At 74.4% G+C, this 23,039-nt stretch carries 18 protein-coding genes; 8 read left to right on the top strand and 10 right to left on the bottom strand.

Features of this window, described 5'->3' with window-relative positions; all coding sequences use genetic code 11:
* Nucleotides 1-35: 35 nt before the first annotated feature.
* Nucleotides 36-1,472: an NADP-dependent phosphogluconate dehydrogenase gene (gene gndA, locus MT994_RS12370; protein ID WP_354806489.1), complete on the bottom strand. Its 1,437-nt coding sequence runs from the start codon at nt 1,470-1,472 to the stop codon at nt 36-38.
* Between the two features lie 258 nt (nt 1,473-1,730).
* Between gndA and MT994_RS12365 the strand changes: the two genes are divergently transcribed.
* From MT994_RS12365 to MT994_RS12345, 5 genes are all read left to right on the top strand, one after another.
* Nucleotides 1,731-2,351: a DUF3000 domain-containing protein gene (locus tag MT994_RS12365; protein WP_034655857.1), complete on the top strand. Its 621-nt coding sequence runs from the start codon at nt 1,731-1,733 to the stop codon at nt 2,349-2,351.
* On the top strand, nt 2,348-3,622 hold the full coding sequence (locus MT994_RS12360; protein WP_354806487.1) for a ribonuclease D: 1,275 nt from the start codon (nt 2,348-2,350) through the stop codon (nt 3,620-3,622). The genes MT994_RS12365 and MT994_RS12360 overlap by 4 nt, the downstream gene beginning before the upstream one ends.
* A gap of 21 nt (nt 3,623-3,643) precedes the next feature.
* Nucleotides 3,644-4,687 carry a peptidoglycan bridge formation glycyltransferase FemA/FemB family protein gene (locus MT994_RS12355; protein WP_228485323.1) on the top strand — a complete coding sequence of 348 codons (1,044 nt, stop codon included), beginning with the start codon at nt 3,644-3,646 and terminating at the stop codon, nt 4,685-4,687.
* Nucleotides 4,688-4,877: 190 nt separating this feature from the next.
* Complete coding sequence (locus MT994_RS12350) at nt 4,878-6,173, top strand: thiolase family protein (RefSeq protein WP_051028501.1); 1,296 nt, start codon at nt 4,878-4,880, stop codon at nt 6,171-6,173.
* 2 nt (nt 6,174-6,175) lie between these two features.
* The gene (locus MT994_RS12345) at nt 6,176-8,338 is read left to right on the top strand and encodes a 3-hydroxyacyl-CoA dehydrogenase NAD-binding domain-containing protein (protein ID WP_354806486.1); all 2,163 of its coding nucleotides are present in this window, start codon (nt 6,176-6,178) and stop codon (nt 8,336-8,338) included.
* Between the two features lie 92 nt (nt 8,339-8,430).
* Here the strand turns inward: MT994_RS12345 and MT994_RS12340 are convergent, their stop codons facing one another.
* The 7 genes from MT994_RS12340 to pflB all read right to left on the bottom strand — a co-directional run bounded on the left by MT994_RS12340 (nt 8,431) and on the right by pflB (nt 16,188).
* Nucleotides 8,431-9,186 carry a PIG-L deacetylase family protein gene (locus MT994_RS12340; protein WP_354806484.1) on the bottom strand — a complete coding sequence of 252 codons (756 nt, stop codon included), beginning with the start codon at nt 9,184-9,186 and terminating at the stop codon, nt 8,431-8,433.
* 60 nt (nt 9,187-9,246) lie between these two features.
* Nucleotides 9,247-11,460 (bottom strand): DEAD/DEAH box helicase, encoded by a 2,214-nt coding sequence (locus MT994_RS12335; RefSeq protein ID WP_354806483.1) that lies wholly within the window; start codon nt 11,458-11,460, stop codon nt 9,247-9,249.
* The gene (locus MT994_RS12330) at nt 11,457-11,843 is read right to left on the bottom strand and encodes a type II toxin-antitoxin system death-on-curing family toxin (protein WP_034652365.1); all 387 of its coding nucleotides are present in this window, start codon (nt 11,841-11,843) and stop codon (nt 11,457-11,459) included. Before MT994_RS12330 ends, MT994_RS12335 begins: the two co-directional genes overlap by 4 nt.
* 2 nt (nt 11,844-11,845) lie before the next feature.
* The gene (locus tag MT994_RS12325) at nt 11,846-12,043 is read right to left on the bottom strand and encodes a CopG family transcriptional regulator (protein WP_108047630.1); all 198 of its coding nucleotides are present in this window, start codon (nt 12,041-12,043) and stop codon (nt 11,846-11,848) included.
* Nucleotides 12,044-12,103: 60 nt separating this feature from the next.
* Entirely contained in the window at nt 12,104-12,727 is a 624-nt protein-coding gene (locus tag MT994_RS12320) for a GrpB family protein (protein ID WP_021482861.1), read from the bottom strand.
* A 132-nt stretch (nt 12,728-12,859) separates the two neighbouring features.
* Nucleotides 12,860-13,852 carry a pyruvate formate-lyase-activating protein gene (gene pflA / locus MT994_RS12315; RefSeq protein WP_083711793.1) on the bottom strand — a complete coding sequence of 331 codons (993 nt, stop codon included), beginning with the start codon at nt 13,850-13,852 and terminating at the stop codon, nt 12,860-12,862.
* 20 nt (nt 13,853-13,872) lie between these two features.
* A complete protein-coding gene (pflB, locus tag MT994_RS12310) occupies nt 13,873-16,188 on the bottom strand; it encodes a formate C-acetyltransferase (protein ID WP_194522567.1) in 2,316 nt (771 codons plus the stop codon).
* A 378-nt stretch (nt 16,189-16,566) separates the two neighbouring features.
* On the opposite strand from pflB, the gene MT994_RS12305 reads away from it, so the two are divergent.
* On the top strand, nt 16,567-17,664 hold the full coding sequence (locus MT994_RS12305) for a glutamate--cysteine ligase (protein WP_228485322.1): 1,098 nt from the start codon (nt 16,567-16,569) through the stop codon (nt 17,662-17,664).
* Nucleotides 17,665-17,754: 90 nt separating this feature from the next.
* On the opposite strand, the gene dxs is transcribed toward MT994_RS12305, so the two are convergent.
* Nucleotides 17,755-19,677, bottom strand: coding sequence for a 1-deoxy-D-xylulose-5-phosphate synthase (gene dxs, locus MT994_RS12300; protein WP_354806482.1), 1,923 nt, complete (start codon nt 19,675-19,677; stop codon nt 17,755-17,757).
* A gap of 203 nt (nt 19,678-19,880) precedes the next feature.
* Here dxs and MT994_RS12295 point away from each other — a divergent pair, with 203 nt between their 5' ends.
* Both MT994_RS12295 and MT994_RS12290 read left to right on the top strand, forming a co-directional pair.
* Nucleotides 19,881-21,332, top strand: a complete 1,452-nt coding sequence (locus tag MT994_RS12295; RefSeq protein WP_354806480.1) for a GuaB1 family IMP dehydrogenase-related protein — start codon at nt 19,881-19,883, stop codon at nt 21,330-21,332.
* Nucleotides 21,329-22,036: a CoA pyrophosphatase gene (locus MT994_RS12290; protein ID WP_086150300.1), complete on the top strand. Its 708-nt coding sequence runs from the start codon at nt 21,329-21,331 to the stop codon at nt 22,034-22,036. The genes MT994_RS12295 and MT994_RS12290 overlap by 4 nt, the downstream gene beginning before the upstream one ends.
* Before the next feature lie 34 nt (nt 22,037-22,070).
* Here the strand turns inward: MT994_RS12290 and MT994_RS12285 are convergent, their stop codons facing one another.
* Complete coding sequence (locus tag MT994_RS12285; protein ID WP_354806479.1) at nt 22,071-22,955, bottom strand: arginase family protein; 885 nt, start codon at nt 22,953-22,955, stop codon at nt 22,071-22,073.
* Nucleotides 22,956-23,039 lie beyond the last annotated feature (84 nt).

Here is a 23,039-nt window from a genome sequence, read left to right as displayed (position 1 = left end):
CGCGACGACCGCCGTCGGGACGTCGGAGAGAAACGTCAGGCGTCGGACTCGGTGCGGTCGCCCGACCACTCGGTGTGGAAGACGCCCGGCTTGTCGACGCGGCGGTAGGTGTGCGCGCCGAAGAAGTCGCGCTGCGCCTGGATGAGCGCGGCGGGCAGGCGCTCGGCCCGCACGCCGTCGTAGTAGGCGAGCGACGACGAGAACGCGGGCGTCGGCACGCCGTTGAGGGCGGCCTGCGCCACCACGCGACGCCACGCCGCGAGGCCGTTGCCGACCGCGCCGGTGAAGTACTCGTCGGCGAGGAGCAGCGGGAGCTGCGCGTCGCGCTCGTACGCCTCGGTGATGCGGTTGAGGAAGCGCGCGCGGATGATGCAGCCGCCGCGCCAGATGCGGGCCATCGCGCCGCGGTCGATGTCCCAGCCGTACTCGGCCGACGCGGCCGCGATCTGGTCGAAGCCCTGGGAGTACGCGACGACCTTCGACGCGTAGAGCGCGAGGCGCACGTCCTCGACGAACGCGTCGCGGTCCTGCACGTCCCACGCCGCGGCGTCGGCGGGCAGCGCGGCGCGACCGGCCTCGCGCTGCGGGACCGAGCCGGACAGCGCGCGCGCGAACGTCGCCTCGGCGATGCCCGTGATCGGCACGCCGAGGTCGAGGCCGTTCTGCACCGTCCAGCGGCCGGTGCCCTTCTGCTCCGCCTGGTCGAGCACGACGTCGACGAACGCCTTGCCGGTCTCCGCGTCGACGTGCTGGAGCACGTCCGCGGTGATCTCGATGAGGAACGACTCGAGGTCGCCCGTGTTCCACTGCGCGAAGATCTCGCCGATCTCCTGCGCGGACGCGCCGAGCCCCTGCTTGAGCAGGTCGTACGCCTCGGCGATGAGCTGCATGTCGGCGTACTCGATGCCGTTGTGCACCATCTTGACGAAGTGGCCGGCGCCGTCGGGCCCGACGTAGGTGCAGCACGGCACGCCGTCGACCTTCGCCGAGATGTCCTCGAGGATCGGGCCGAGGCTCTGGTACGACTCGCGCGTGCCGCCCGGCATGATCGACGGGCCGTTGAGCGCGCCCTCCTCGCCGCCCGAGACGCCCGTGCCGACGAAGTGCAGGCCCGACGCCGCGAGGGCCTTCTCCCGGCGGATCGTGTCGGGGAAGTGCGCGTTGCCGGCGTCGACGACGATGTCGCCCTCCTCCAGCAGCGGCACGAGCTCGTCGATGACGGCGTCGGTCGCCGCGCCCGCCTTGACCATGATGACGACCTTGCGCGGGCGCTCGAGCGAGGCCACGAAGTCCACCATCGACTCCGACGGCACGAAGTCGCCCTCGGTGCCCGCCTCGGCGATCAGGGACTCGGTCTTGGCGTACGAGCGGTTGTGCACCGCGACCGTGTAGCCGTGCCGGGCGAAGTTGCGGGCCAGGTTGCGACCCATGACGGCGAGTCCGGTCACACCGATCTGTGCGCGTGCTGACATCTGCTTCCCTGCTCCTCGAGGGTCGGTCCCGGCGCACGACGGCTGCGCGCGGGAGGGCGCGGAACCGGGCCGGGCGCGGGCGCGCGGCCGGGTGCACCGGGGATGGATACGCTGCCAGCCTAGTCCTCGGGCGCCGTCGAGCCCCGGGGGTGCCACGATCCGGTCACCCGCAGGGATCGTGACGAAGTCGGGATCACGATTCGATGACACCCGCGCGGCGTGCGTCCCTCCCGCCCCTCGCGCTCGTACTGTGCCGGGGTGACCACCCCTCACGGGACCGACGCTCCCCCGGAGTTCCGTGCCGTCCTCGACGCCCTGGGCGCGCGCCGGCTGCGGCCCGAGGTGACGCTGCGCGAAGTCCCCGCCCCGCGCCGGATCGCGCCGTGGTCGGTCGCGCTCACGGGCGAGGTCGAGGCGGCGCGCTCCGACGACCCCGAGCTCGCGTCGGGGCGCTTCATCGTCCTCTACGACCCGGCGGGCCAGGAGGCGTGGGAGGGCCGGTTCCGCGTCGTCACGCTCGTGCGCGCGACTTTGGAGCCGGAGATGGCGGCGGAGGACGTGCTCGCCGAGGTCGCGTGGACGTGGCTCGAGGACGCCCTGCACGACACGGGCGCCGTCGTGCGCGCGGAGGGCGGCACGGTCACGCGCGTGCTGTCGCAGAGCTTCGGGGCGCTGGCCGGCAAGCACAACGACGTCGAGCTCGAGATGCGCGCGTCGTGGACGCCCGTCGCGCCGGGCCCGGGCACGGCCGACCTCGGGGACCACCTCGCGGCGTGGGCGCAGCTCCTGTGCACGGCCGCCGGGCTGCCGCCGCTGCCCGAGGGCGTGACCCCCCTCGGTGCTCGACCCCCCGCGCGACGCAATACCGTGGGCTCATGAGCTCGACCGCAGCACCCGCTCCCCCTCCGCTCGACCCCGCACCCGGGGCGGAGCGCGCCCCGACCGTCGTGACCCCGCTGACGGAGCCGTCCGACGGCGTCGGCCCCGTCGTCGACACGCCCGCCGCGTTCGCGCGCGTCGTCGAGGCGTTCGCCGCCGCGAGCGGCCCCGTGGCCGCCGACGCCGAGCGCGCCTCCGGCTACCGGTACGGCCAGCGCACCTACCTCGTGCAGGTGCGCCGCGAGGGCGCGGGCACCGCGCTCGTCGACCCCGTCGCCGTGCCCGACCTGTCGCCGCTGCGCGAGGCGGTCGGGGACGCCGAATGGGTCCTGCACGCGGCGTCCCAGGACCTGCCCGGGCTCGCGGAGCACGGGATCGTCCCGGCCCGCGTGTTCGACACCGAGCTCGCCGCCCGCCTGCTGGGGATGGAGCGCGTCGGCCTCGCGGCGGTGGTCGCCGAGGTCCTCGGGCTCGGCCTCGCCAAGGAGCACTCGGCGGTGGACTGGTCGACGCGGCCCCTGCCCGAGGACTGGCTGCGGTACGCGGCGCTCGACGTCGAGGTGCTCGTCCCGCTGCGCCGCGCGCTCGGGGAGCGGCTCGACGAGGCGGGCAAGGCGGACTGGGCGGCACAGGAGTTCGAGGCCGTCCGCACCGCGGGGCCGCCGGCCCCGCGACCCGAGCCGTGGCGTCGGACGTCCGGCACGCACACGCTGCGCGACCCGCGGCGCCTGGCCGTGGTCCGCAGCCTGTGGGAGGCCCGCGACGCGACGGCCCGGGCCCGCGACATCGCCCCGGGCCGGGTCCTGCCCGACCGCGCGATCGTCGCCGCGGCGGAGGCGCTGCCGCGCACGGCCGGCCAGCTCGTGGAGCTGCCGCCGTTCGCGGGCAAGGGCACGCGCCGTCGCGCGGCGTACTGGCAGCGGGCCGTCGACGCGGCGCTCGCGCTGCCCGCGAGCGCGCTGCCGACCACGCGCGGGCCGCGCACGGACGCCCCGCCCCCGCCGCGCGCGTGGGCGGACCGCGACCCGGGCGCCGCGGCACGGCTCGACGCGGCGCGCGGCGTCGTGCAGGAGCTCGCCGAGCGGTACGCGCTGCCCGTCGAGAACGTGCTCCAGCCCGACGCCCTGCGGCGCCTGTGCTGGACGCCGCCGGAGCCCGCCGACGCGGCAGGGATCGCCGCGTTCCTGCGCGGCCGCGGGGCGCGCGAGTGGCAGGTGGGGCTCGTCGCGGAGCCCCTCGCGAACGCGTTCGAGCGCGCCGGCGAGCGGTAGCGGGAGGGTAGGGTCGTCCGCGTGCACGACGCGAACCTGACGATCCGGACAGTCACCGACCGAGCCTCCTGGGACGCCCGGGTGAACGAGCTCGGCGGCCACCCCCTGCAGCTGTGGGGCTGGGGCGAGGTCAAGGCCACGGGCGCCTGGACCCCGCACCGCGTGGAGGCGGTGGACGGCGACGGCCGCGTCCGCGGCCTGGCGCAGGTTCTCGTGCGGTCCCTCCCGGCGCAGTTCAAGGCGCTGTGCCACGTGCCCCGTGGGCCCGTGATCGCGCCGGCGGGAGACGGCTGGGGCGCCGGCCCGGGCGTGGGCGACGACGCGACGCGCGACGCCGTGACCCGTGCGGTCGTCGCGTGGTGCAAGACGACGGTGGGCGGCGTGGGGGTCACGATCGAGCCCGACTGGCCGGTCGGGACGCACCTCGCGCTGCCCGACGCCCGCCCCGCGGCGAACCCGATCCTCTACCCGGTGACGCTGATCCTCGATCTCACGAAGTCCGAGGACGAGCTGACGAAGGCCATGGGCAAGTCGACGCGGTACGACATCCGCAAGGCGGCGCGCACCGGCCTCGAGGTGCGGCGCGTGACGGACGAGGCCGAGGTGCGCCAGGTGCTCGACGTCTACCACGAGACCGCCGAGCGAGCGGGCTTCGCGCTGCACGACGACGAGTACTACCTCGCGATCCACCGCGAGCTCGGCGAGCATTCGGTGCTCGTCGCCGCGTTCTCCGAGGGCGCCCCGGTGTCGTTCGTGTGGTGCGTGTCGTCGGCGACGACGTCGTTCGAGCTCTACGGCGGCATCAACGACGCGGGTCGCAAGCTGCGCGCGAACGCGCCGGTGAAGTGGCACGCGATCACGCTCGCGCAGCAGGCCGGCCTGGTCCGGTACGACATGAACGGTCTGCTCAACGACGGGATCAGCGAGTTCAAGCGCAGCTTCGCCCAGCACGACGACGAGCTCGTGCACAGCGTCGACGTGCCGTTCTCGATGTGGTACTCCGCGTGGAACAAGGGCCTGCCGACCGCGAAGAAGGTCGTGCGCAAGCTCCGCGGGAGCCGCTGACGCGGGCTCCCGAGCACCCCGAACCCCGAAGAGACCCGGTATCGCGCGATGCGATACCGGGTCTCTTCATGTCGTAGCATCGGTCTCGTGCTTTCCCGATACCCGCGGTAGCGTGTATCGCACGTACGACCCCCGAGCGGTGCCGCTCCGGACACCGCCGTCCCGACCATCTGCATCGGATGGAGATGCCATGACCGTGGCCAACGAGGCCCCCTCTCCCACCTCGGCACCCACCCAGGCGGCTACCCAGCGCTCACGCCGACGCCCCGTGCGCGACGTCGTCTTCGTCGAGGGCGTCCGCAGCCCGTTCGGCAAGGCACGCCCCGACGGGATCTACGCCGAGACCCGCGCGGACGACCTCGCCGTGAAGACGGTCCGCGAGCTGCTGCGCCGCCGCCCCGAGCTGCCCGTGGAGCGGATCGACGAGCTCGCGCTCGCCGCGACGACGCAGACCGGCGACCAGGGCCTCACCCTCGGCCGCAGCGTCGCCGTGCTGGCCGGGCTGCCCAAGTCGGTGCCCGGCTTCGCGATCGACCGCATGTGCGCGGGCGCGATGACCGCGGTCACGACCACCGCGGCGAACGTCGCCGTGGGCGCGCAGGACGTCGTCGTCGCGGGCGGCGTCGAGCACATGGGCCACCACCCCATGGGCGAGGGGTCGGACCCGAACCCGCGGTTCGTCGCCGAGCGCCTCGTCGACTCCTCCGCGCTCGTCATGGGCGCGACGGCCGAGAACCTGCACGACCGGTACCCGCACCTCACCAAGGAGCGTGCCGACGCGTACGCCGTCGCGAGCCAGGCCAAGTACGCCAAGGCCCTCGCGAACGGCGACATCTCCCCCGACCTCGTGCCGGTCGCGACCCGGTCGACCGAGCTCGGGTGGGGCCTGGCCACGGCCGACGAGCTCCCCCGCCCCGGCACCACGGTCGACTCGATCCGCGACCTCAAGACCCCGTTCCGCCCCGGCGGGAAGGTCACCGCGGGCAACGCCTCGCCGCTGACCGACGGCGCGACGGCGTGCCTGCTCGCCGCGGGCGACGTCGCCGACGAGCTCGGGCTCCCGGCGCGCATGCGCCTCGTCGCGTACGCGTACGCGGGCGTCGACCCGGAGGTCATGGGCATCGGGCCGGTCCCCGCGACCGAGCGCGCGCTCGCGTCCGCGGGCCTGACGATCGACGACATCGGCCTGTTCGAGATCAACGAGGCGTTCGCGGTCCAGGTGCTCGCGTTCCTCGACCACTTCGGCATCGCGGACGACGACGAGCGCGTCAACCAGTACGGCGGCGCCATCGCCATGGGCCACCCGCTCGCGTCGTCGGGCGTGCGCCTCATGACGCAGCTCGCGCGCCAGTTCGAGCAGCACCCCGAGGTGCGCTACGGCCTGACGACCATGTGCGTCGGCCTCGGCATGGGCGGGACCGTCATCTGGGAGAACCCGCACCACGCCGACTACTCCGGCCACACCTTCGAGACCGCGGAGAACTGACGATGAGCGCACCGACCGACACCACGCCCACCACCTCCGCGGACGCGACGAAGGACGCCGCGCGCGGGGAGCGCGTCACGCACTCGCTCGTGCGCGACGTCGCGCTCCCCGGCGGGACGGGCACGCTCGCCCTCGTCACGCTCGACAACGGGCTCGACCACACCAAGCCGACGACGCTCGGCCCCGAGGGCCTCGCGGAGCTGCACGCGGCCCTCGAGACGCTGCGGCGCCGGGCCGCGGACGGCGAGATCGTCGCCGTCGCGATCACGGGCAAGCCGTACTTCCTCGCCGCGGGCGCGGACCTCACGCAGGCCGCGGCCGTCCAGGTGCGCGACGACGCGCTCGCCCTCGGGCGCGCCGGGCACGCCGCGTACACGCTGCTCCAGGACATGGGCGTGCCGACGTTCGCGTTCGTCAACGGCGTCGCGCTCGGCGGCGGCCTCGAGGTCGCGCTGAACTGCACGTACCGCACCGTCGCGTCCGACGCCGGTGCGCTCGCGCTGCCCGAGGTCGGCCTGGGCCTGGTCCCCGGCTGGGGCGGCGCCTACCTCGTGCCGCGCCTGCTCGGCGTCGAGAAGGCGATGGACGTCATCCTCGCCCGCCCGGCCGCGAACAAGCCGTTCAAGGCGAAGGAGGCGTACGAGATCGGGCTCGTCGACGCGCTCTTCGAGGCGCCGGACTTCCTCGAGTCCTCGCTGCGCTGGGCCGAGGCCGTGCTGCGCGGCGAGATCGTCGTCGAGCGGCGCGAGCTCGACCCGCAGCCCGTGTGGGACGCCGTCGTCGCCGGGACGCGTCAGCGCCTCGACGCCGTGGTCGCGGGCTCGCGCCCCGCCCCGTACCGCGCGCTCGACCTCGTGGCCGCCGCCCGCACCGCGTCGCGCGAGGAGGCGTTCGCCGCCGAGGACGAGGCCCTCGCGGACCTCATCATGAGCGACGAGATGCGCGCGAGCGTCTACGCGTTCCAGCTCGTCTCGAAGGGCAAGCGGCCCCAGGGCGCGCCCGACGCGAAGCTCGCCCGCCCCGTCACCCGCGTCGGGATCGTGGGCGCGGGGCTCATGGCCGCGCAGATCGCGCTGCTGTTCGCCCAGCGCCTCCAGGTGCCGGTCGTCATGCGCGACCTCGACCAGGAGCGCGTCGGCAAGGGCCTCGGCTACGTCCGCTCCACCGTCGAGAAGCTCGTGCGCTCGGGCCGCATGTCCGCGGACACCGGCGCGCGCATCGTCGGCTCCGTGCACGGCACGACCGAGCTCGGCGACTTCGCGGGCTGCGACGTCGTCATCGAGGCGGTCACGGAGATCCTCGGGCTCAAGAAGAAGGTCTTCGCCGAGCTCGAGGGCGTCCTGTCGCCCGAGGCCGTGCTGCTCACCAACACGTCCGCGCTGTCGATCACCGAGATGGCGGCCGACCTGCAGCACCCCGAGCGCGTCGTCGGGATGCACTTCTTCAACCCCGTCGCCCAGATGCCCCTCGTCGAGATCATCCAGGCGGCGAAGACCGACGACGCCGCCCTCGCGACGGCCTTCGCCATGACGAAGAAGCTCCGCAAGACGGCCGTGCTCGTCGCCGACCGCCCCGGGTTCGTCGTCAACCGCCTGCTCATCCTGCTCATGGGCAAGATCGTCGAGGCGGTCGAGAACGGCACGTCGGTCGAGGTCGCGGACCGCGCCGTCGCACCGCTCGGCCTGCCGATGCCGCCGTTCGCGCTGTTCGACCTCGTCGGACCGGCCGTCGGCCTGCACGTCCTCACGTCGCTGCGCGAGGACCTGGGCGACCGGTTCCCCGAGTCGCCCGGCCTGCAGCGCATCGTGGACGAGCAGATCCCCGTCGTCCTCGACGCGCCGAAGGGCCTGCCCAAGCCCGTCGACCCGGCGATCCAGCGGGTCTTCGGCACGGGTACGGCGGGCGGCGACGGAGCGCTGGACGAGGCCGGCGTCCTCGACTCCGTGCTCACGGCGCTCACGCAGGAGATCGGGCTCATGCTCGACGAGGGCGTGGTCGCGAGCCCGTCGCAGATCGACCTGTGCATGATCCTCGGCGCGGGGTGGGGCTTCCACCTGGGCGGGATCACGCCGTACCTCGACCGCACGGGCTACAGCGAGAAGGTCCTGGGCCGCCGGTTCCTGCCTGACGGCGTCGCGAACGTCCCGGCGGCGTCACTCGTCTGACCAACCCTGCTCCGCCGAGCATGGGGTCGTGGCCCGTCCCCGCTTCTAGACGGGCCACAGCCGCATGCTCGGCGGCCAGCCGAGGGGGTGAGTCAGTCCTCTCCGTTCATAGGCAGGACCTCGAAGGCTACGGCGTGCTCCACGCCCATCCGCTCGCCCGTCGGGGCGCTCATCGACGCGAGGAACGCCGCCGGGTCGAAGTCCTCCCAGCCGAGGCCGTCGAGGTAGGCGGCGTGCGCGCGCAGGGACGCCACGCCCGCGTCGAAGGTCGCGCTGACGTCCACGCCGTGCCGGGCGTCGGGCGACGCGGCGACCCACACCTGGCGCACGCCGCCCCACGGCTCGATCCCGTCCGACTCGACCTGCTCGCGGAACACCCACCGGTTCCCCGCGTCGCGCACGGCGTCCACGACGGCCCGCCCCGTCGCGACGTGGTCCGCCTGGTTGAGCATCCCGCCCGGGAACGTCTCGCGGTAGTTCCCGGTGATCGCGACGTCGGGCCGGTGACGGCGGATCGCCCCCGCGATCGCGCGCCGCAGCGGGAGGCCGTACTCGAGCACGCCGTCGGGCAGCCCGAGGAACTCGACCTCGTCGACGCCGACGATCCGTGCCGACTCGACCTCCTCCGCCTCCCGCACGCGGCGCGCCTCGTCCGGGTCCATCCCGTCGATCCCCGCCTCGCCGCTCGTGACCATGCAGTACACGACCCGCTTGCCCTGCGCGGTCCACCGCGCGACGGCGGCGGCCGCGCCGAACTCCATGTCGTCCGGGTGCGCGACGACCGCGAGCGCCGTCGACCAGTCCTCTCGCAGCGGGGTGAGCGGGGGCAGAGTTACCGTCTCGGTCATGACGCCACGCTATGCCGCGTCCCGGCGCCGAGCGCGACGACGGCGCGGACCCGGGCCCCGTCAGCGCTCGGCGGGCGCGTCCTCGACCGACGTCACGGCCGGGTCGACGAACAGCCGGGCGCGCTCGGCGTCGACCACCGCGCGCGCGAGCGACGCCTCGGACACGTCGACCGCGCCCGCGACCTCCTCGGCGAGCGCGCTGCGGCGTGCGTAGGCGTCGAAGAGCCGGGCCTTCGTGCCGAGCAGCCGCACGAGGTGCTCGTCGACGCTGTCGACGGTGAGCAGGCGGTGCACCTGGACGGTCTCGACCTGCCCCATGCGGTGGGCGCGCGCGACGGCCTGCGCCTCGGTCGTGGGCTTGGTCTGCGGCTCGCACAGGACCACCACGGACGCCGCCTGGAGGTTGAGACCTACTCCCCCGACGTCGATCTGGCTGACGAGCACGCGCGGGTCCTCGGCCGCGGTGAAGTCGTCGACGACCGTCTGGCGCGTGCGGGCAGGCACGGAGCCGGTGAGGGGCGGGAGGGCGAGGTCGCCGAGCGCGCGCACGACCACGTCCACGACGTCCCGGAAGTACGAGAACACCACGACCTTGCGCCCGTTCTCGGCCGCCTCGCGCGCGATCTCGACGAGCCGGCGCAGCTTCGCCGAGTCCTCGGGGTGCTCGACGGCGAACGCCGCGCGCCGCATGGCCATGAACGACCCCGCCGCGACCGCCTCCCGGTACGCGGCGCCGTCGACCGTGCCGAGCCGCTCCCACTCGTCGACCTGCACGAGCTCGGGCAGCTCCTCGAGCACGTCCTCGGCGTTGCGGCGCAGGTAGGCGGGCGCGACGGCGTGCCGGAACGCGTCGGGGCCGGCGGCGCCGTGCGCGGCGTCGAGGCGTGCCGCGAGCTCGGGCTGGAGGTAGCTCAGCAGGGTGCGGAACTCCTCGACCCGGTTCTCCATGGGCGTGCCGGTGAGCAGCAGCACGTGCTCGGTCGTCCGCGCGAGGGCCGCGACGGCCACCGACCGCTTCGCGAGCGGGTTCTTCACGTAGTGCGCCTCGTCCACGACGAGCACCGCCGGCGCCGCCGTCGCGAACGCCTCGGTCCCCGCGCGCCGCAGGCCCGCGAAGGTCACGACCGCGACACCGCCCGCAGCGCGCCACGCCGTGGCCACCTCCTCTCGGTCCTCGCCGTGGACGGCGTGCACCGGGAGGCTCGCGTGCGCGCGCAGCTCGCGCACCCAGTTCTCCAGCACGCTCGCCGGGCACACGACGAGCGCGTGGGTCGCGCCGCCGGCGACCAGGTGCGCGACGACGGCGACGGCCTGCACCGTCTTGCCCAGGCCCATCTCGTCGCCCAGGACGACGCGGCGCTGGGCGAGCGCGAAGCGGGCCCCGAACGCCTGGTACCCGCGCAGCGAGACGGTCAGCAGCGACTCGTCGAGCGCCTGCGTCTGCACGCGGTCCACGAGCTCGGCGGGCAGGTGCCCGGCCGCGGCGGCGACGTCGCGGCCCGTGGGGGCGACGCCGTCGAGCAGCGCGTAGTACGCCGCGGACCGCCGCCGGAAGTCCTCCCAGACGTCGTACGGGCGCTCGGGCTCGGCGAGCAGCCCGACGACGCGCCGCGCCTCCTCGGCGAGCCCGGTGGCCCGCGCCCGCTCGGCGACCACGGCGAGCACCGTGATTGCGGCTGAGGCCCGACGCCGCCGCTCGCCCCACGCGAGCAGGCGGCGCGGCCCGCTCGCGGCGACCAGTGCGGCGGCGCTCACGCGCTCGTGCTCCGCGAGCGCGGCTCGCACCTGGTCGCCGTAGCGCGCGACGGCGGCGTCGGCCTGGTCGAGCGTGTGCAGCGCCTGGACGAGCGCGGTCGCGACCGGGTCCGTCGGCGTGAGGTCGATCCGGAAGCGCAGGCTCTCGCGCACGGCGCGCGCCACCTGCTCGGCGGCGGCGAGCAGGTGCGTCGCCGTCTGCGGGCCGATCTCGGGGAGCTTCTCCAGCCCGTCGCGCCCGAGCCGCGCGACCTCGCCGACCGTCCGCACGCCCGCGTCCGCGAGCGCCCCGAGCCGCAGGCGCTCGCGCGTGACGTCGCGCAGCGACGCGACGTCGACGGTGTCGAGGCGCGCCAGGACCTTCTCCTCGCGGCTGTCGCCGAACGCGGCGCGCACCTGCTCGCGGGCCGTCCCGGGCGCGGCGGAGAGGGTCGCGAGCAGCGCGGCGAGGGCGTCCGCGTCTGCGACGACCGCCCGCGCGGTGGCGACGTCGGGCAGCGCGCCGCTCGCGGCGGTCACGACTCGCGGCGCACGACGTGCTCCGCGAGCTTCCCCGCCACGGTCTCGACGTCGTCGATCTCACCGGCTGCGACACCGACGACGAGCGCGTACGCAGTGTCCTGCGGCATGGCGAGCCGCACCCCGTTGAGCGCGTAGAAGAGTCTCACCGCGACCCAGCCCAGTCGCTTGTTCCCGTCGATCAGCGCGTGGTTCTTCGTGACGGAGAGAAGCAGCGCCGCTGCCTTCTCGTCGAGGGCGGGGTAGGCCTCGACGCCGTACATCGACGCGGCCGGACGCGCCAGTGCGGACGACAGGAGCCCGTAGTCGCGGACGGCGGGCGGGTGCCCGAGGAACGCCGTGGCGGCGGCGACGAGGTCGTCCTCGTCGAGGTAGACGACCACGGCTACTGCGCGAGCCGGTCGAGCAGCTCCTGGTCCTCCGCCACGATGTCGGCGAGCAGCCGGTCACGCATCTCGCGCCGCTTCGCGTCGTACTCCACGACCGCGCGCGCGACGGCGGTGTTCGCGGAGACGCCCTCGCGGCGGGCGATACGCTCCAGCGCCGCCTGCGCGTCGTCGTCGAGCCGCAAGGTCATAGCCACGTGAGCTCCTCTCGTTTGGTACCACCACGGTATCAGTGCGCGGGCGGCGCCGTGCAGGGATCAGGCGGGAGCGTTCGCGCGCCCGGCGAGCCAGCGCTCCATCCGGGCCTGCGCCGCGTCGAGGAACGCCGTCTTGTCGCGCGTGTAGTCGTCGTAGTCGTCGGCGTCCGCGTGGCGCGCGGCGAGGTCGCGCTTCGTCGCCTCGTACGCCGCGGCCTCGGCGGGGACGGCACGCAGCCAGTCGCGGAACGCGACGACGTACGCCGCGAACGGCGAGTCGAGGCGCCGGACGTGCAGGATCACGGGCGGCTCGTCCTCGTCGCCGGGGCGGGTGAGCAGTCGCTTGGCGTAGAGCTCGGGGGCGGGGTCGGCGCCCGGACGCGGGACGTCCCGGTACACGCCTGGCGAGTCCGGGCGCGCGCCGCGCTCGATCGAGAACCCGAGCGGCCCGAGCGCGGCGTCGAGCTCCGCCTCGGAGGGCAGCGGCGCGACGCGCACCTGGAGGTCGATGATCGGCTTCGCCGCGAGCCCGGGGACCGCCGTCGACCCGATGTGCTCGACCACGACCGGGCTCGTGCCGTCGGGGCTCGCGAGGTCGGCGAGCGCGGCGGCGACGCGTTCCGTCCACCGCCTCCCGGCGTCGGTCCATCGGGGGTCGTGGGCGTCGACGGTCGCTGCAGGCACCCGCGCACCCTACGACCCGACCCCGCCCCGGGGAGCGCGCACCCGCCGAGACGGGAGAAGTGGCCCCGGGAGCACGACGGTCCGGGGCCACTTCTCACGTCTCGGCGAGCGGGCGCTCGTCGGCGGGTCGGGTCAGTACGTCGTCAGGCCGTGGGCGCGGAACTGGCCGCGCACGCGCTCGGTGAGCTCGGCCGACGGCGCGGGCGTGTCGTCGAGCTCGTAGGTGCGCCCGAGCGCGTCCCACTTGTCACGGCCCATCTGGTGGAAGGGCAGCACCTCGACGCGCGTCACCGTGCCGGGCCGGATCGCGTTGAGCGACGCCGCGTACGCGGCGACCTTCTCGACGTTGTCCGGGTCGTCGGTGAGGCCCGGGACGAGCACGAAGCGCACCCAGACCTCGGGCGCGTGGCCGGTGAGCCCGCGCTCGGCGATCCGTCGCCCGAACCGCAGGGTCGGCTCGAGGTCGCGGCTCGTGACCTTCGTGTAGGTCTCCGGGTCGCCGGACTTCACGTCGAGCAGCACGAGGTCGGTGTCGTCGAGCATCGCGTCGGTCGCGTTCGCGCCGAGGAAGCCGGACGTGTCGAGCGCGGTGTGCACGCCCATCGCCTTCGCACCGCGCAGGACGCGCGCCGCGAACGCGGGCTGCATGAGCACCTCGCCGCCCGAGAGCGTGAGCCCTCCGTGGGTGGCCCGGAAGACGGGCAGATAGCGCCGGACGCGCCCGAGGAGCTCGTCCGCCGTGACGGGCCTGCCGTCCTTCATCGCGAACGTGTCGGGGTTGTGGCAGTACAGGCACCGCAGCGGGCACCCGTTGAGGAACACGGTGAGCCGGGTCCCCGGCCCGTCCACGGCGGTGACGAGCTCCCAGGAGTGGACCGAGCCGAGCTCGCCCGCGCGCATCGCCGCGAGCTTGTCGGCCCGGTCCACGTCCGCGACCGTCAGCCCGTCCAGGCCCGCGCCGGCCCGGCGCGCGTGGCCCACCGGCGTGCCCGACGCCGCGGGCTCGGCCGCGGAGGTCGGGACGCCCGGGACCTCGAGGCGCGTGGCGTCGTCGGGCAGGGTGCCCCCGGCGACGCCGCACCCGCGCGACGGGCGGACGGCGGGGCCGGGAAGGGTGACGGTCATGGCTGGCTCCTCAGCGCTCGTCAGAGCGCGCCGTGGAAGGTGCGCGAGAGCACGTCCAGCTGCTGCTCGCGCGTGAGGCGGACGAAGTTCACCGCGTACCCGGACACGCGGATCGTCAGCTGCGGGTAGTTCTCCGGGTGGTCCATGGCGTCCAGGAGCGTCTCGCGGTTCAGCACGTTGACGTTCATGTGGTACCCCTCGGACCCGATGTAGGCGTCCAGGAGGCCGGCGAGGTTGGTGACCTGCTCCTCCTTGGTGCGCCCGAGGCCGCTCGGCACGACCGTGTTGGTCAGCGAGATGCCGTCCTGCGCCTCGTCGTACGGCAGCTTGGCCACCGACAGCGCCGAGGCGAGCATGCCGTGCGTGTCGCGCCCGTTCATCGGGTTCGCACCCGGGGCGAACGGCTCGCCGGCGCGGCGGCCGTCAGGCGTGTTGCCCGTCGCCTTCCCGTACACGACGTTCGACGTGATCGTCAGGACCGACTGCGTGGGCACCGCGTCACGGTACGTCGGGTGCGTGCGGACCTTCGCCATGAACCGCTCGACGAGGTCGACGGCGATCGCGTCGGCCCGGTCGTCGTCGTTGCCGAACGTCGGGTACTCGCCCTCGGTGACGTAGTCGACGACGAGGCCGCGCTCGTCGCGGACGACGGAGACCTTCGCGTGCTTGATCGCCGACAGCGAGTCCGCCGCGACGGACAGGCCCGCGATGCCGCACGCCATGGTCCGCAGCACGTCCTTGTCGTGCAGCGCCATCTCGATGCGCTCGTACGCGTACTTGTCGTGCGACCAGTGGATGCAGTTGAGCGCCTCGACGTACGTCGCCGCCAGCCAGTCCATCGTCGCGTCGAACTTCGCCATGACGTCGTCGAAGTCGAGCACGTCGCCCTCGACGGGCGCCGCCACGGGCGAGACCTGCTTGCCGGAGATCTCGTCGCGGCCGCCGTTGATCGCGTAGAGCAGCGTCTTGGCGAGGTTCACGCGAGCGCCGAAGAACTGCATCTGCTTGCCGACCCGCATCGGGGACACGCAGCACGCGATCGCCGCGTCGTCGCCCCAGTGCTGGCGGATGAGCTCGTCCGACTCGTACTGCACGGCCGAGGTGTCGATCGAGACCTGCGCGCAGTAGTCCTTGAAGCCCTGCGGCAGGTCCGGGCTCCAGAAGACCGTCATGTTCGGCTCGGGGGCCGGCCCGAGGTTGTAGAGCGTCTGGAGGAACCGGAACGAGTTCTTCGTGACGAGCGGGCGCCCGTCCTCGCCCATGCCGCCGATCGTCTCGGTGACCCACGTCGGGTCGCCGGAGAACAGGGCGTCGTACTCGGGCGTGCGCAGGAACCGCACGATGCGGAGCTTGATGACGAAGTCGTCGATGATCTCCTGCGCCTCGGACTCCGTGATGCGGCCGGCCTCGAGGTCGCGGTCGATGAACACGTCGAGGAACGTCGACGTGCGGCCGAGGGACATCGCGGCGCCGTTCTGCTCCTTCACCGCGGCGAGGTAGGCGAAGTAGAGCCACTGCACGGCCTCGCGGGCCGTCGTCGCCGGGCCGGAGATGTCGTAGCCGTACGAGGCCGCCATCTCCTTGAGCTCGCCCAGCGCGCGGATCTGCTCCGCGTGCTCCTCGCGCTCGCGCACGACCTTCTCGCTGAAGGGCTGCGTGTCGAGACCGAGCTTGTCGAGCTTCTTCGCGGCGATCAGCGCGTCGACGCCGTAGAGCGCGACGCGGCGGTAGTCGCCGATGATCCGGCCGCGGCCGTAGGCGTCGGGCAGGCCCGTGATGATGTGCGAGCTGCGGGCCGCGCGCACGTTCGGCGGGTAGACGTCGAACACGCCCTGGTTGTGCGTCTTGCGGTACTCGGTGAAGACCTTCCGCAGGGTCTCGTCGACCTCGTAGCCGTACGTCTCCAGCGCGCCCTCGACCATGCGCCAGCCGCCGTTCGGCATGATCGCGCGCTTGAGCGGGGCGTCGGTCTGCAGACCGACGATCACCTCGTGCGCCTTGTCGATGTAGCCCGGCGCGTGCGCCGTGATGCCGGCGGGCGTGTGGGTGTCCACGTCGTAGATCCCCATCTCCCGCTCCTCCGGGAACATGGCGGACAGCGTGCTCCAGATGCCCGTCGTGCGCTCCGTGGGGCCGGCGAGGAACGACGCGTCGCCCGTGTACGGGCGGTAGTTGCGCTGGATGAAGTCACGCACGTCGACCGTGTCGCGCCACGGGCCGTCGGTGAAGCCCTCCCACGCAGGGACGTGCGCGGTGTCGCGCTGCGGGTCGACGGCGCCCGCCCCCGTCGCGCGGCCGCCGCTCGTCGTGCCGGTTGCCTCGGAAACGCTGGTCATCTGGACCTCCCTCGTGCCTGACGCGCGGGTCCGCGCGCCGGCCGGACCCGCCGGCCTCGCGAGGTCCCGGGTGGGGCCCTCGGCCGAGGTTCCGACGGGCTCCTTCGCCACCTCCAGGCTAGGTTCCCGGAGCCCGCCGCGGAGGCGTTCGGGACCGCCTGGGGACCTAGGTCCCGAGGCGGGCGGGACCCGGCAGGAACGGCAGGATTCCGGGGTTCCTCGCCCCCGCGACACCCCTGCCGAGGAGGTCTTGTGATGACCTTCACAAGCCCTCCGGCCCTCCCCCTGGGGACCCCGCGCCGCCGTCGTGACGCACGACACGGGCGCGCGTCACACGCTCGCCGGACGTGCCGCGCGCATCCGTGTGAGACTGCCCGGGTGAAACGCACCGTAGGGGTCGAGGAAGAGTTCCTGCTCGTCGGCGACGACGGGCAGCCCGTCGCCCGCGCGGCCGAGGCCCTCGAGGCCTCCGGCACGGACGACAAGGGCGGGGGCACCGGCTCGCTGGAGTCGGAGTTCATGGAGGAGCAGCTCGAGACGGCGACGCACCCGCGCCGCGAGATCGACGAGCTCGCGACCGAGATCCGCGAGGGCCGGCGTCGCGCCCAGGAGGCCGCGGACCGCGTCGGGGCCCGCGTCGCCGCGCTCTCGACGTCTCCCCTGCCGTTCGAGGGCACGACCGTGTCGCGCCTGCGCTACCTCGAGGCGCGCGCCGCGTTCGGCCTCACGGCGCGCGAGCAGCTGACGAGCGGCTGTCACGTGCACGTCGCCGTCGCGGACGACACCGAGGGCGTCGCCGTGCTCGACCGGATCGGGCCGTGGCTCGCGACGCTCCTCGCGCTGAGCACGAACTCGCCCTTCTGGCAGGGCCAGGACAGCGGGTACGCGAGCTTCCGGTCGCAGGTCTGGTCGCGCTGGCCCACCTCCGGCCCGACGCGCGCGTTCGGCTCGCCCGAGGCGTACCGCGCGGCGGTCGACGGCCTCGTCGCGACCGGGACGATCCTCGACGAGAACATGGTCTACTTCGACGCCCGCCTGTCGTCGCGCTACCCCACGGTCGAGATCCGCGTCGCGGACGTGTGCCTCGACCCGGACACCGCGACGCTGCTCGCGGCGCTCGCCCGCGGTCTCGTCGAGACGGCGGCCCGCGAGTCCGCCGACGGCGCGCCCGCGCCCGAGCTGCGGCCCGAGATCCTGCGCACCGCGTCCTGGCGCGCTGGCCGCTCGGGCCTCGAGGAGGACCTCGTCTCGCCCCTCACCTGGCGCCCGGCCCCCGCGCACGACGTCGTGGGCCAGCTCGTCGCGCACGTGCGCGACGCGCTCGTCGACGCCGGAGACCTGGACGCGGTGACCGAGCTGCTCGGGCGCCTGTGGTCCGGGGGCAACGGCGCCGCCCGGCAGCGCGCGTGGCACGCGGCGTCCGGCGGCGACCTGCGCGCCGTCGTCGAGCACGCGGTCGAGGTCACCCACTCCTGACCGACGCGACGGCCCGCAGCGCACCTGCGCCGCGGGCCGTCCGCATGCCTGGGGCCGTGCACCCGGGGGCCGGGTGCACGGCAGGGGTCGTCAGCCGCGTGCGAGCGCCGCGAGCGCGTCCAGCACGTCGCGCGCGACGTCCGCCCCGGTGAGGCGGTACGCGGACACGACCTGGTCGCGCGTGGCGTGGTCGAGGAACTGCGCCGGGAGACCGATCGGGTGCACGGGCGTGCGCACGCCCGACTCCAGCGCCCGCTGGGCCAGCAGCGCACCGACCCCGCCGTCCACGACGCCGTCCTCCACCGTCACCACGAGGTCGTGCTCCCCGGCGAGCTTGACGAGCGCGCTCGGCAGCGGGAGCACCCACGTGGGCGACGCGACCGTGACGTCGACGCCGTGCGCGGTGAGCGACTCCCCGGCGTCGAGCGCGACGCGGGCCATCGAGCCCAGGCCGACGAGCAGGACGCGGCGCGGACTTCCGGGCGCCGCCGCCGCAGGGGCGGCCTCGTCGCCCGCGCCCGCGGGCACCGCGAGCAGGTCCACGCCGTCGACGGACTCGACGGCGGGCAGCGCGTCCGAGACCGCGCCCTTCGGGTACCGCACGACCGTCGGGGCGTCGTCGACGTCCACGGCCTCGCGCAGCGCGGTCCGCAGGGTCTCCTCGTCGCGCGGCGCGGCCAGGCGCAGGCCCGGCACGATGCGCAGCATCGCCATGTCCCACATGCCGTTGTGGCTCGCGCCGTCGTCGCCCGTGATGCCCGCGCGGTCGAGCACGAACGTCACGCCGGCCTTGTGCAGCGCGACGTCCATGAGCACCTGGTCGAACGCGCGGTTGAGGAACGTCGCGTACACCGCGACCACCGGGTGCAGCCCGGCGAACGCCATGCCGGCCGCCGACGTCGCGGCGTGCTGCTCCGCGATCCCGACGTCGAACGTGCGCTCGGGGAAGGCCTGCGAGAACGGCTTGAGACCGACCGGCTCGAGCATCGCCGCGGTGATCGCGACGACGTCGGACCGCCGGCGCCCGATCTGGACGATCTCGTCGGCGAAGACGCTCGTCCAGCCGAAGCGCGACGGCGCGACCGGGAGCCCGGTCTCCGGGTGGATCTTGCCCACGGCGTGGAAGCGGTCGGCGACGTCCTGCTCGGCGGGCGTGTAGCCGCGGCCCTTCTCGGTGAGCGCGTGCACGATCACGGGCGCGCCGTACGCCTTCGCGCGGCGCAGCGCGTGCTCCATGGCCTCGACGTCGTGGCCGTCGACCGGCCCGACGTACTTGATGCCGAGGTCCTCGAACATGCCCTGGGGCGCGACGACGTCCTTGAGGCCCTTCTTCAGGCCGTGCAGCCACTCGTAGGCGAACCGCCCGGGCGCGCCGGACCGGTTGAGGGTGCGCTTGCCCCACTGCAGGAAGCTCTCGTAGCCGTGCGTGGTGCGCAGCGTCGACAGGTGGTGCGCGAGGCCGCCGATCGTGGGCGAGTACGAGCGCCCGTTGTCGTTGACGACGACCACGAGCCGGCGGTCCTGGCTCTCCGCGATGTTGTTGAGCGCCTCCCAGGCCATGCCGCCGGTGAGCGCGCCGTCGCCGATGACCGCCACGACGTGCCGGTCGGTGAGACCGCGCACGACGTTCGCCTTCGCGATGCCGTCGCCCCACGACAGCGCGGTGGACGCGTGCGAGTTCTCGACGACGTCGTGCTCGGACTCGGCGCGCGACGGGTACCCGGACAGCCCGCCCTGCTTGCGCAGCGCGGAGAAGTCCTGGCGCCCCGTGAGGAGCTTGTGCACGTAGGACTGGTGGCCCGTGTCGAACACGAAGGTGTCCGTGGGCGAGGAGAACACGCGGTGCATCGCGATGGTCAGCTCCACGACCCCGAGGTTCGGGCCGAGGTGGCCGCCCGTGCGGGAGACGGAGTCGACGAGGAACGCCCGGATCTCCGCGGCGAGCTCGCGCGCCTGCCCCGGGGTCAGCCGTTGCACGTCCTCGGGCGAGGTGATCGTGCCAAGCAGGCTCATGCAGATGCTCCGTTCCGTTCCCGTGCGACCAGCCCGACAACTCTAGGCCGTCCGGGCCGATGACCTGCGCCGCGGTGCGCCGGGCGACGGGACCTTCACGTCATTGACGCACACTCGCGCCGCGGACGCACGGACGCGGCGTTCGTGGAACTCTCCTTCCGCACTGCGGACAACGGCGGTGTGCGACCTCGTAGGATGGAGCCATGCGCTTCCTGCCCGGACAGTCCCCCGCGACCGACCTCACCTACGGCGACGTGTTCCTCGTCCCGTCGCGCTCCGAGGTCGCGTCGCGCTTCGACGTCGACCTTTCCTCCGCCGACGGCACGGGCACGACGATCCCCGTCGTCGTCGCCAACATGACGGCCGTCGCGGGGCGCCGCATGGCGGAGACCGTGTCGCGGCGCGGCGGCATCGCGATCATCCCGCAGGACGTCCCGACCGACGTCGTGGCGGACGTCGTCGCGGACGTGAAGTCCAAGGACCCCGTCATCGAGACGCCCGTCGTCGTCGGCCCGCACGACACCGTCCACACCGCCCTCACGCTCATCGGCAAGCGCGCGCACGGCGCCGCGGTCGTCGTGGACGGCGGGCGACCGGTCGGCGTGGTCACGGAGGCCGACTGCGCCGACGTCGACCGCTTCACCCAGGTCCACCAGGTGATGACCGACCACCCCCTCGTCCTCGACGCCTCCGTGCTCGACGGCGGTCGTGCCGGGCTCGAGGCGGCCTACGAGCAGCTCCACACCGCTCGCCTCAAGGTCGCGCCCGTGACGCGCGACGGTGCGCTCGTCGGCGTCCTCACGCGCAAGGGCGCGCTGCGCTCGTCGGTCTACGCGCCCGCGCTGGACGACGCCGGGCGCCTGCGCGTCGGTGCCGCCGTCGGGATCAACGGCGACGTCGCGGCGAAGGCGAAGGAGCTCCTCGCGGCCGGGGTGGACGTGCTCGTCGTGGACACGGCGCACGGCCACCAGGCCAAGATGCTCCAGGCGCTCGAGGCGGTGCGCTCGGTGGGCCCGGACGTCCCCGTCGTGGCGGGCAACGTCGTCACCGCCGACGGCGTGCGCGACCTCGTCGCCGCGGGTGCGGACATCGTCAAGGTGGGCGTGGGGCCGGGCGCCATGTGCACCACGCGCATGATGACGGCCGTCGGCCGCCCGCAGTTCTCCGCGGTGCTGGAGTGCGCCGCCGCGGCGCGCGAGCTCGGCAAGCACGTCTGGGCCGACGGCGGCGTGCGCCACCCGCGCGACGTCGCCCTCGCGCTCGCCGCGGGCGCCTCGCAGGTGATGATCGGCTCGTGGTTCGCGGGCACCTACGAGTCCCCGGGCGACCTGCACGACGACGGCACGGGCCGCCTCTACAAGGAGAGCTTCGGCATGGCGTCGGCGCGCGCCGTCGCCGCCCGCACCGCGGGCGGCTCGCCGTTCGACCGCGCGCGCAAGGCGCTGTACGAGGAGGGCATCAGCTCGAGCCGCATGTTCCTCGACCCGCAGCGGCCCGGCGTCGAGGACCTGCTCGACCAGATCACGTCCGGGCTGCGCAGCTCCGCGACCTACGCCGGGGCGTCGAGCCTCGCCGAGTTCGCGGACCGCGCCGTCGTGGGCGTGCAGTCGGCCGCGGGCTACGAGGAGGGCCGCCCGCTCCCGGTGAGCTGGTGACGACCCCGCCCGAGGCTGCGCGCGCGTCGGCGCGCGCGCAGCTCGCGACCCTCGCCCGGGACGGCGGTGCCTGGCCCGAGCCGTGGCGCCACGCCGTCGGCACGCTGCGCCCGGACGCGCGCGACGCCGCCGTGCTGCTGCTCTTCGGCGTCCTCGACGGGGTGCCCGCGGAGCACCCGGCCGCGGCCGTCCCCGCCGACCTCGACGTGCTCCTGCTCGCGCGCGCGACGACGCTCGGCCACCACCCGGGCCAGGTCGCGTTCCCGGGCGGCCGGCTCGAGCCCGACGACGACGGCCCGGTGGGCGGCGCGCTGCGCGAGGCCGAGGAGGAGACGGGCCTCGACCCGGGCGGCGTCGAGGTGCTCGGCACGCTCGGTCGGCTGCCCGTGCCGGTGAGCAACCACGTCGTCACGCCCGTGCTCGGGTGGTGGGCCCGGCCCACCCCGGTCCGCGCCGTCGACGCCGCCGAGTCGGCCCACGTGTTCCGGGTCCCCGTGGCCGACCTCCTCGACCCCGGCCGGCGCCGCACGGTGACGGTCCGCCGTGACCGCCGGGTGCACAAGAGCCCCGGCTTCCTCGTGGAGGCCGACGGGCGCGAGCACCTCGTCTGGGGCTTCACCGGCGGCATCCTCGACGCGCTGTTCGACCGGCTCGGCTGGACCGAGCCGTGGGACCGGACGCGCACGCTCGACGCCCCGCTCTGACGGCCCGCCCGCCCCTCGGTGCCCGTACCCCGCGTCAGCCGGACGCGAGCGCGCGGGCGAGCAGGTCGACCAGCGCGCGGGCCGTCGTCGACCCGCCGTGGTCCGGGTTGAACTCGACCAGCGTGACCGCGACGAGGTCCGGGTCGGAGACGACCTCGCGCACGACGCGCTCCAGCTCGGCGGGGACGAGCCCGCGCCCGAAGACGGGCACGTCGGCCGCGGGCAGCGCGAAGAAGTCGAGGACGTCCACGTCCACGTGGAGCACGAACGGCCCGCCGCCCACGCCGTCCACGGCACGACGGGCCGCCGCCTCGGGACCTGCGGAGACCTCGGCGGCGGGGACCCGGGTCGCGGCGACGCGGCCGTCCTCGTCCTCCTCGGCGTCGGAGAAGCCGAGGAACGCGAGCCGTCGCGCGTCCAGGAGCGGTCGTCGCGCCCCGACGGCGCTCAGCTCCGGGCTCGCGCCCGGGAGGTCGAGGAGGTGGGCGACGCCCGTCGCGTCGGCGATGGGCTCCTCGGGGTGCGACGCGACCGTGAAGAGGTCCTGCCCGCCGTCGACGTAGACCAGGCCGCAGTCGTCGTGCACGTCCACGGCCGCGGCGACGACCCCGAGCGTCACGGTGCACTCGCCGCCGAGCACGAGCGGCACACGACCCGCTCGGAGCTCGTGCCCCACCGCCTCGCGGACGCGACCGACGCCCACGGCGACACGCTCGACATCGTTCAGGCGCCCAGGCACGTGGTGCGCGCGCCAGCGGGCCGGCTCGACGTCGCCCTGGTCGGTGACCACGAGCCCGCGCGCCCGGAGCGCGTCCACGAGCCCGGCCGCACGCAGCGCCGCGGGCGCCTTCTCGAGACCGGGGCCGTGGGCGGCCGCGCTCGACGGGACGCTCAGGACCGACCACGACCGCTGTGTCATGCGACCGACGCTACGCCGGACTCCCGACACCCGCGCAGGGGCTGGTGGAGAACGGCGACGGCGCGCCCGCCCCGGCCGGGGTGG

The organism is Cellulosimicrobium sp. MI9406, assembly GCF_040595865.1.
GTDB classification, from domain to species: domain Bacteria; phylum Actinomycetota; class Actinomycetes; order Actinomycetales; family Cellulomonadaceae; genus Cellulosimicrobium; species Cellulosimicrobium funkei.
The sequence above is the reverse complement of the archived record's forward strand: the minus strand, read 5'-3'. Positions and strand labels throughout refer to the sequence as shown.